This is a genomic window from Hoeflea sp. Naph1 (genome assembly GCF_046837775.1).
Lineage (GTDB): Bacteria > Pseudomonadota > Alphaproteobacteria > Rhizobiales > Rhizobiaceae > Hoeflea.
Map to the genome: position 1 here is coordinate 135,500 of NZ_CP177287.1, position 7,683 is coordinate 143,182.

Here is a 7,683-nt window from a genome sequence, read left to right on the forward strand (position 1 = left end):
GATTGCTCCTGATTGTCACGAATGCCTGGAGCGGTTTGACCGCTCCAGCACTTTTCCTGATCTCCCTATGTCAGGCATGAGGAGAATCGCCCGGGCGCGCGTTCAGCGCATCCCGGCAGAAATGCCGGGTCGAGAGACCCGTCTGTTTGAGAGATCATCCCAGCGTTCCGAAGGAATGCGTCCAAGGGCGCAGTAATACGTCGCTGGGGCGACGTGGCTCGCCGCGGCCCCAGTCGGGCCGGGGCGGCGGCCTGCGGAACAAGGATGAACTTGTCTCGCAGGAGCCTGATGAACCGTGGCGATCACGCATTTTACACCCCAGCTTATTTCCCGTGGAAATGGCCGCAGCGCCGTTCTGTCCGCAGCCTATCGCCATTGCGCGAAAATGAGCCACGAGGCGGAAGCGCGCACCGTCGACTATTCAAACAAGAAGAACCTGGCCCATGAAGAATTCCTGTTGCCTGCCGATGCGCCGAAATGGGTGCGGGAGATGATCGCCGATCGTTCGGTTGCTGGGGCAGTGGAAGCTTTCTGGAACAAGGTCGAGGCGTTCGAGAAACGCAGCGACGCCCAGCTCGCCAAGGAATTCATTGTCGCTTTGCCCGTCGAGCTTACTCGCGACCAGAACATCGCGCTCGTCCAGCAGTTCGTCGCAGAGCAGGTGCTCGCTCGCGGGCAAGTGGCCGATTGGGTCTTCCATAACGATCCCGGCAATCCGCATATCCATCTGATGACGACATTGCGTCCGCTCACCCAGGACGGGTTCGGTTCCAAGAAGGTCGCGGTGATTGGCCCGGATGGAAATCCGGTTCGAACCAAGACCGGGAAAATCCAATACAAACTTTGGTCCGGCGAGAAGGCGGAATTCCTCGAACAGCGGCGGAGATGGCTCGATCTCCAAAACCATCACCTGGCAATGGCCGGTCTCGAAATCCGTGTCGATGGCCGGTCCTACGCCGAACGTGGCATCGACATCGAGCCGACAACCCATATCGGCGTTGCGGCCAAGGCGCTACAGCGCAAAGCGAGCGATGCGGGAACCAGGATCGATCTCGAACGGCTGGCATTGCATGAGGCCCAACGGGAAAAGAACGCCGCCCGGATCGAGCACAGGCCTGAACTCGTTTTCGATATCATTACTTCCGAACGAAGCGTCTTCGATCAGCGCGACATCGCCAAGGTCTTGCATCGCTATGTCGACGATCCGGAGCGCTTCCAGCGGCTTCTCACTCGGATTACGGAAAGCCCGGACTGCCTGAAACTCACTGACGAGACAATCGATTTTGCGACTGGTGCACGGGTTGCGGCACGGCTGACGACCCGGGGGGATGATCAGGCTCGAGGCCGAAATGATTTCCCGCGCAAACTGGCTTTCGGGAAGGGACGGGTTTGCGGTTGCGGCGAAAGTCCTGGAAACCGTCTTTGCCCGGCATGATCTGCTGTCGGAAGAACAGCGTACTGCCATTGGACATGTGGTAGGATCGGAGCGGATTGCAGCGATAGTGGGCCGGGCAGGAAGCCGGCAAGACCACGATGATGAAGTCAGCCCGCGAGGCCTGGGAGTTGGCCGGCTTTAACGTCGTTGGTGGTGCGCTTGCAGGCAAGGCGGCGGAGGGTTTGGAGAAAGAGGCGGGCATTCCCTCCCGTACGCTGGCGTCGTGGGAACTCAATTGGAAACAGGGACGCCGGCGTCTCGATGGCAATACGATATTCGTGCTCGATGAAGCGGGCATGGTGTCGTCCCGACAGATGGCGACCTTCGTCGAAGCGATCACGAAAGCCGGCGCCAAACTCGTCCTGGTCGGTGATGCCGAGCAGCTCCAGCCCATCGAGGCGGGTGCTGCCTTTCGTGCCATCGTCGAACGCACCGGCTATGCCGAGCTCGAAACCATCTATCGCCAGAAAGAAGACTGGATGCGCGCCGCCTCGCTCGATCTGGCGCGCGGGCGCGTTGCCGAAGCGCTGTCATCTTATGGCGCGAAAGGCCGGGTAATTGGGCGGCCGCTCAAGCTTGACGCCATCGAAACGCTGATTGCCGACTGGAACCGCGACTACGATCCGGACAAATCAACCTTGATACTCGCGCATCTGCGCCGCGATGTACGCCAGCTCAACATCATGGCGCGTGAAAAGCTCGTTGAGCGCGGTCTGACCGAAGAAGGTCACGCCTTCAAGACCGAGGATGGACCCCGGCAATTCGCCGTTGGCGACCAGATCGTGTTCCTTAAGAATGAAGGCTCGCTTGGCGTCAAGAACGGCATGATCGGTAAGGTCGTCGAGGCTGCGCCTGGCCGTATCGTTGCAAGTATTGGCGAGGGCCAGGGCGTACACCGCGTTACTGTCGATCAGCGGTTCTATCGCAATCTCGATCACGGCTACGCCACAACGATCCACAAGTCGCAGGGTGCGACCGTCGACCGGGTAAAGGTGCTGGCGTCTCTCTCGCTCGACCGGCATCTGACCTATGTTGCCATGACCCGCCATCGGGAGGACATGGCGGTCTACTATGGAGAACGGTCCTTCAAAGCTGCTGGGGGGCTTGAGAAACTTCTCTCCCGACAGAACGGCAAGGAAGTCACGCTCGATTATGCGGGTGGCCGCTTCTATGCCCAGGCGCTGCGCTTCGCCAATAATCGCGGCCTGCATATCGTTCGCGTTGCCCGGACGCTGATGCGCGATCGCGTCCAATGGACCATTCGGCAGAAACGGAGACTCGTCGATCTCGGCGTCCGGCTTCGCACCGCCGGCGCGCGGCTCGGTCTTGTCGATCATCCGCTTCACCAATCCAGTCAAACAGCCAGAAAGGCCGAGCCAATGGTCAAAGGCGTCTCAAGTTTTACAATGTCGGTCACTGACGCGGCCGACGAAAGATTGCGGTCCGATCCTGCCCTGCAAAAGCAGTGGGACAATCTCTCTGACCGTATTCGTCTTGTGTATGCGGATCCAGAAGCCGCCTTCAAGGCGATGCGTATGGAGACCGTTCTGGAAGACGCGAGCGTTGCCCGCCAGCGTCTTGGCGAAATCGAACTGAACGCGGCAAGCTTCGGTGCGTTGCGCGGCCGTGAAGGACTTCTGGCAAGCCGGGCGGATCGGCAAGACCGGCGCGTAGCGGAGGTCAACATTCCTGCGCTCCGTCGCGATCTCGAGCGCTATCTGGACATGCGACAGAACGCGATGAAGAAGTACGCTGCCGAGGAGGAAGGGTACCGCAAGCGCACCTCGATCGATATCCCATCCCTGTCGCCGGCCGCCGCGCGCGCCATGGAAAAGGTGCGGGACGCCATCGACCGGAACGACTTAGCCGCAGCACTCGGGTTCGCGCTGGCCGACCGGATGGTGAAGTCCGAACTTGATACCTTCAACAAGGCGGTGTCGGAACGGTTCGGAGAACGGACCTTGCTCGGCAACGGCGCTAGGGACCCCTCGGGTTCGACTTTCGACAAAGCGGCCAAGGGTATGTCGCCGGCCGAGAAGCAGAAGCTTGCTGCCGCCTGGCCGTTCATGCGGGCGGGCCAGCAGCTTGCTACCCAGGAACGCACGCAGCAGGCACTGAAGGAATCGGAAGCGTTGCGGCAAACGCAGAGTAAGAGCCAAGGGCTCAAGCAATGACACGGAGGCGACGCATTGCCGTAGTGACAGCGCTTCTTTTCCTTCCTGTCGCCTTGTTTGTCGCAGCCTATGGGGTGGGGCTGAGGATCAATCTGACGCCGAGCTATCCGCTCGGGATCTGGCGCATAGAGATGCTGAGCCGCGCCATTCGCGTCGGGGATCGCATCTTCATCTGTCCGCCGTTAACGCACGAGTTTCGACGGGCCCGTGAGCGTGGATATCTGCGCCGTGGCTTTTGCCCGGGCTGGCTTAGTCCGTTGATCAAGACCGTTGTTGCACTCCCCGGACAGTTGATTGAAATCGGCGCGTCTGTCGTGATCGACGGCGTGAATTTGCAGCGATCCGCGGTCCAGCCAAACGATGGTTCGGGCAGGCCGATAACGCCCTACGCCGGGGGTGTAGTGCCGCCAGGGTTTCTGTTTCTCCACTCACCGTTCAAAGGTTCCTATGACTCACGATATTTCGGGCCGATCCCGGCCAAAGGTGTTCTCGGGCTGGCTACGCCCATCCTTACCTTCGTACCCTGATGGCCTGGTTGGCCTCGGCTTTGTCGCAGCCAGTGCCCTGGTTGGTGCGATTGCCTGGAGCGGCGAGGTGCTGGCCTTGCCCGCCGCAGTGCTGTTTCCGACGCTATGGACGTTTGCACCGAACCGGTTGGTCGCGGGCTTGGTGGCGTTGGCCTACTTCCTTGCGGCCTCGCGGGGTCTCCCCTTTGGCGTTTCCATTTTCTACGCGAGCGATATGTGGGTTGGGCTTGCCCTTTGGATCGCGGCCTCGTTTCTGTTCGTACTTGTCCATGCCGTTCTCTGGACTTCAAAATCGGGATGGCACAGACCGTTGCGCTACGCGCTTGCATGGATCCTGATGAGCGTTCCGCCGTTTGGCATCATCGGTTGGGCGAACCCGATCACGGCCGCAGGCGTCTTGTTCCCGGGCCTGGGCTGGTTTGGATTGATTGCCATGGCTCACACCTTATCTGCTATGACGACGCGGGCGTGGCCGGTCGTTGTTCTTGTCATAGGTGCAGTTTTCGCCTTGTCGTCCTCAGACTGGAGCGAACCGCATCCACCGGAGGGCTGGATCGGCATCGACACGCATTTCAACTATGCCTCTCCCGGTCAACACGCAGATTATGCGCAGCATCTCGCCACGTTAGCTTTGGTACAGGATGCAGCGAAGGTCGGCGCGAAAAACATCGCTCTCCCCGAAAGCGCATTCGGGATCTGGACGCCAACCACCGAACACCTCTGGGTCAGCGCACTTCAGGACCTTGATGTGACGGTGAACGGAGGTGCGATCATTGTTGGAGCTGTGGGCTATGACAATGTGATGATCGAGGTGTCTGGGAAGGGCGCGCACATCGTCTACCGCGAGCGCATGCCGGTGCCGGTTTCAATGTGGCAACCCTGGGCATCGGGTGGCGCGAGGGCCCAAATCTTTGGAAAACCTGCCGGCAGATATGCCGGGACGCTCGTCGCTCCCCTGATCTGCTACGAGCAACTCTTGGTTTGGCCGGTCCTGCAGTCGATGTTCTACGAACCGAGCGTAATCGTGGCAACGGGCAATGGCTGGTGGACCGGCGACACCAACATCGTCGCTATCCAGAAGGCGGCCGCCCTGGCCTGGGCGTCGCTGTTCGGCGTGCCGCTCGTAATCGCTTTCAACACCTGACAGGAATCCCCGTCAAACAACGCTCGGAAACTGACGATCTAGAATTTGTCCAGTTCGACAACTATGCATTGCATATGCGACTCATAATGGAAATATTGCGCCCGAATCTCAGGTTCCGGGAAAGGTAGGACGGTGGAGAATATCGCAGATTCCGATTTGATGGACGCACTCTCGAAAATTTCAGACATTGCCGACCGGAACTCAACTATCCGGTTCCTGAAAGACGTGGCTTCCCGATACGCATTGAATACCGTTGCTTATTTTGGTGTCAGCGTTACCGGTCAAAATGAGACCGATCCCTACCTCGCCGTAACCTATCCTCCCGAGTGGGTCGCGCACTACAAGAACCGGCAGTATGTCGATGTCGATCCTGTTGTTCGTCTTGGATTTCGCCGTATGCTTCCCCTTGATTGGGACGAGTTCGGAAAGCCTACGGGACGGTTGAAGACCTTTTTGGTGAAGCCGGCGAATTCGGTATCGGGAGCCGCGGACTGACAGTTCCGGTGCACGGCCGCCGCGGCGATCGTGCCTTGTTCTCCGTGACGTCAGATCTTTCCGCCCGCGACTGGGCGAGCGCGAAATGGCTCTATATGCGTGACTTCCAGGTCCTTGCGATGCACATCCACGATCGTGTGCTCGGCATCGAGGGACATGCGAGCGAACCTGAAGTTCTTTCTCCGCGTGAACTGGAATGCCTGCAATGGATCGCCGAGGGCAAGACGGCCTGGGAATGCGCTGTCATTCTCGGCCTGTCGCAGCACACCGTGCGCTGCTATCTGGAGAGCGCCCGCCACAAGCTCCACGCCACCAGCAATACCCATGCCGTTTCAATCGCTCATAGAGCCGGGCTGCTTTTCGACCCCTTGTAAACCCAGCTATTGGACCGGATGTTCTTCTCGAAACCCAGCCGATAACTGGTGCCTCCGTCATCAATGAATGTACGGAGAACACCAATATGATATTTACAATCGAAAGTGCCGATCAGGACAAGTATCCCGAACTGTTCGACGAAATGTTCCGCATGCGGGCCGAAGTCTTTTCTGGTCGCCTTGGCTGGGACGTCAAAGTCGAAAACGGACGGGAGATCGACCGGTTCGACGCCGAAGACCCTCTCTACCTTCTGTCGCTCGATGAAAGGTCAGGACAGCTTCGTGGCGCTGTGCGTCTGCTCCCCACGACCGGTCCCAACATGCTCAGAGACGTGTTTTCCGTGCTGATGCCTGGTGGCACGGTCGAAAGTCCATTGATCTGGGAGAGCTCACGATTTGCGGTCAATCCGCAGATCTTCGAGGCGAGGGATCGTGCAGAAGTGAACCATATGGTCAACGGAATCACCGTCGAGCTCTTGTGCGGGATGGTTGAAGCCGCTCAGCGGGCCGGCATTGAACACATCGTATCGGTCTTCGACGCCAGAATGGCGCGGATCTTCAGGTCGATCGATTGCCGTTTCGAACTGCTCGGGACGCCAGTGCGAGATCGGGAAGGTCATGACCTATGCTGGACTATTCGATATGAGTGTTGACATGCGGTCGCGGCTCGGAGCAGCGGGTGATTTTCGTTCATCAGTTCTCGCTGATGGCGCAATCCCTCCAGCGTCCGCAACCGAACTTGTTGCGAATGTCGAATAAATTCAATGTAAACATGCGGGTTGGCGTCTGGCGTTCGCTAGCCTGATGAAATATGATTCTCCCCGAGGCGGTACGCGGCGTCTCGGGGCGTAGAAACCCCACCACAGCGGTTTGGTGTCGGCCGACCCGACACCGAGGATCCTCTGGCCATTGGCCGGGGGCCTGCGACGTATGTCCAGGTGCCTCGGTGCTAAAGGTCGCAGGGACCGTCTGTGGCGGTTTTCTAACCCCCGGCTTGGGGTCAAGATCTTGTTCGTTCGCGGGGGCGCACCGCGGACCAAGCCGAAGGGGTGGTGCAATATTGCCGGATATCCGCAGCCTGGAACTCAAACCCGATTGCTCAAAGCGTGCCATTGAGATGATCCTCGCGGAACTTGAGCAAGACGAGCTTGAGCGACTTGCGATCGACATCATTCGCGAACAACGGTGTCGGTTGGCAAAAGCGCAAGAGCTCTATGAACTGCTCGATACCCTTGAACAAAGGAGTGGTGAGGATTCCCTGGTTGACCAACGCCGACATGAATATCGCCTGGCGCTCGTCATGATGAAGGCCCACCATCCGATCGCTGCGACCGTCATCAACAAGCTGGGTTATATGCCGCCACTCCCGGAAGACATGATCCGCCAGTAGCCGCTCCGCTCAAGTCTGAACGTGAGGGGGTTGACCCAAACGGAAGAGTCCGAATTGGGATTCCCATCTGGTTTCGTCCGTCCGGATCTTTGTCATGCTTACGTGGTTGCCATGATTGTTTCGGCTTCGAACCACCATAGGCTT

The 7,683-nt window shown here is 58.9% G+C and carries 6 protein-coding genes and 1 pseudogene; all 7 read left to right on the forward strand.

Annotated elements, in window-relative coordinates; genetic code table 11:
* Nucleotides 1–295: 295 nt before the first annotated feature.
* The 7 genes and pseudogenes from traA (at nucleotide 296) to ACK6D9_RS23055 (ending at nucleotide 7,539) form a co-directional block, all read left to right on the forward strand.
* Nucleotides 296–3,609, forward strand: a pseudogene (traA, locus tag ACK6D9_RS23025) (Ti-type conjugative transfer relaxase TraA).
* A gap of 23 nt (nucleotides 3,610–3,632) precedes the next feature.
* Nucleotides 3,633–4,136 carry a conjugative transfer signal peptidase TraF gene (gene traF, locus ACK6D9_RS23030; RefSeq protein ID WP_412051927.1) on the forward strand — a complete coding sequence of 168 codons (504 nt, stop codon included), beginning with the start codon at nucleotides 3,633–3,635 and terminating at the stop codon, nucleotides 4,134–4,136.
* The gene (locus ACK6D9_RS23035) at nucleotides 4,057–5,280 is read left to right on the forward strand and encodes a conjugal transfer protein TraB (protein ID WP_412051928.1); all 1,224 of its coding nucleotides are present in this window, start codon (nucleotides 4,057–4,059) and stop codon (nucleotides 5,278–5,280) included. The genes traF and ACK6D9_RS23035 overlap by 80 nt, the downstream gene beginning before the upstream one ends.
* 132 nt (nucleotides 5,281–5,412) lie before the next feature.
* Nucleotides 5,413–5,775, forward strand: a complete 363-nt coding sequence (locus ACK6D9_RS23040) for an autoinducer binding domain-containing protein (RefSeq protein ID WP_412051929.1) — start codon at nucleotides 5,413–5,415, stop codon at nucleotides 5,773–5,775.
* An 8-nt stretch (nucleotides 5,776–5,783) separates the two neighbouring features.
* Nucleotides 5,784–6,149 carry a helix-turn-helix transcriptional regulator gene (locus ACK6D9_RS23045; protein ID WP_412051930.1) on the forward strand — a complete coding sequence of 122 codons (366 nt, stop codon included), beginning with the start codon at nucleotides 5,784–5,786 and terminating at the stop codon, nucleotides 6,147–6,149.
* Between the two features lie 86 nt (nucleotides 6,150–6,235).
* A complete protein-coding gene (locus ACK6D9_RS23050; protein ID WP_412051931.1) occupies nucleotides 6,236–6,802 on the forward strand; it encodes an acyl-homoserine-lactone synthase in 567 nt (188 codons plus the stop codon).
* A gap of 407 nt (nucleotides 6,803–7,209) precedes the next feature.
* Nucleotides 7,210–7,539, forward strand: coding sequence for a transcriptional repressor TraM (locus ACK6D9_RS23055; RefSeq protein ID WP_412051932.1), 330 nt, complete (start codon nucleotides 7,210–7,212; stop codon nucleotides 7,537–7,539).
* Nucleotides 7,540–7,683: the final 144 nt, after the last annotated feature.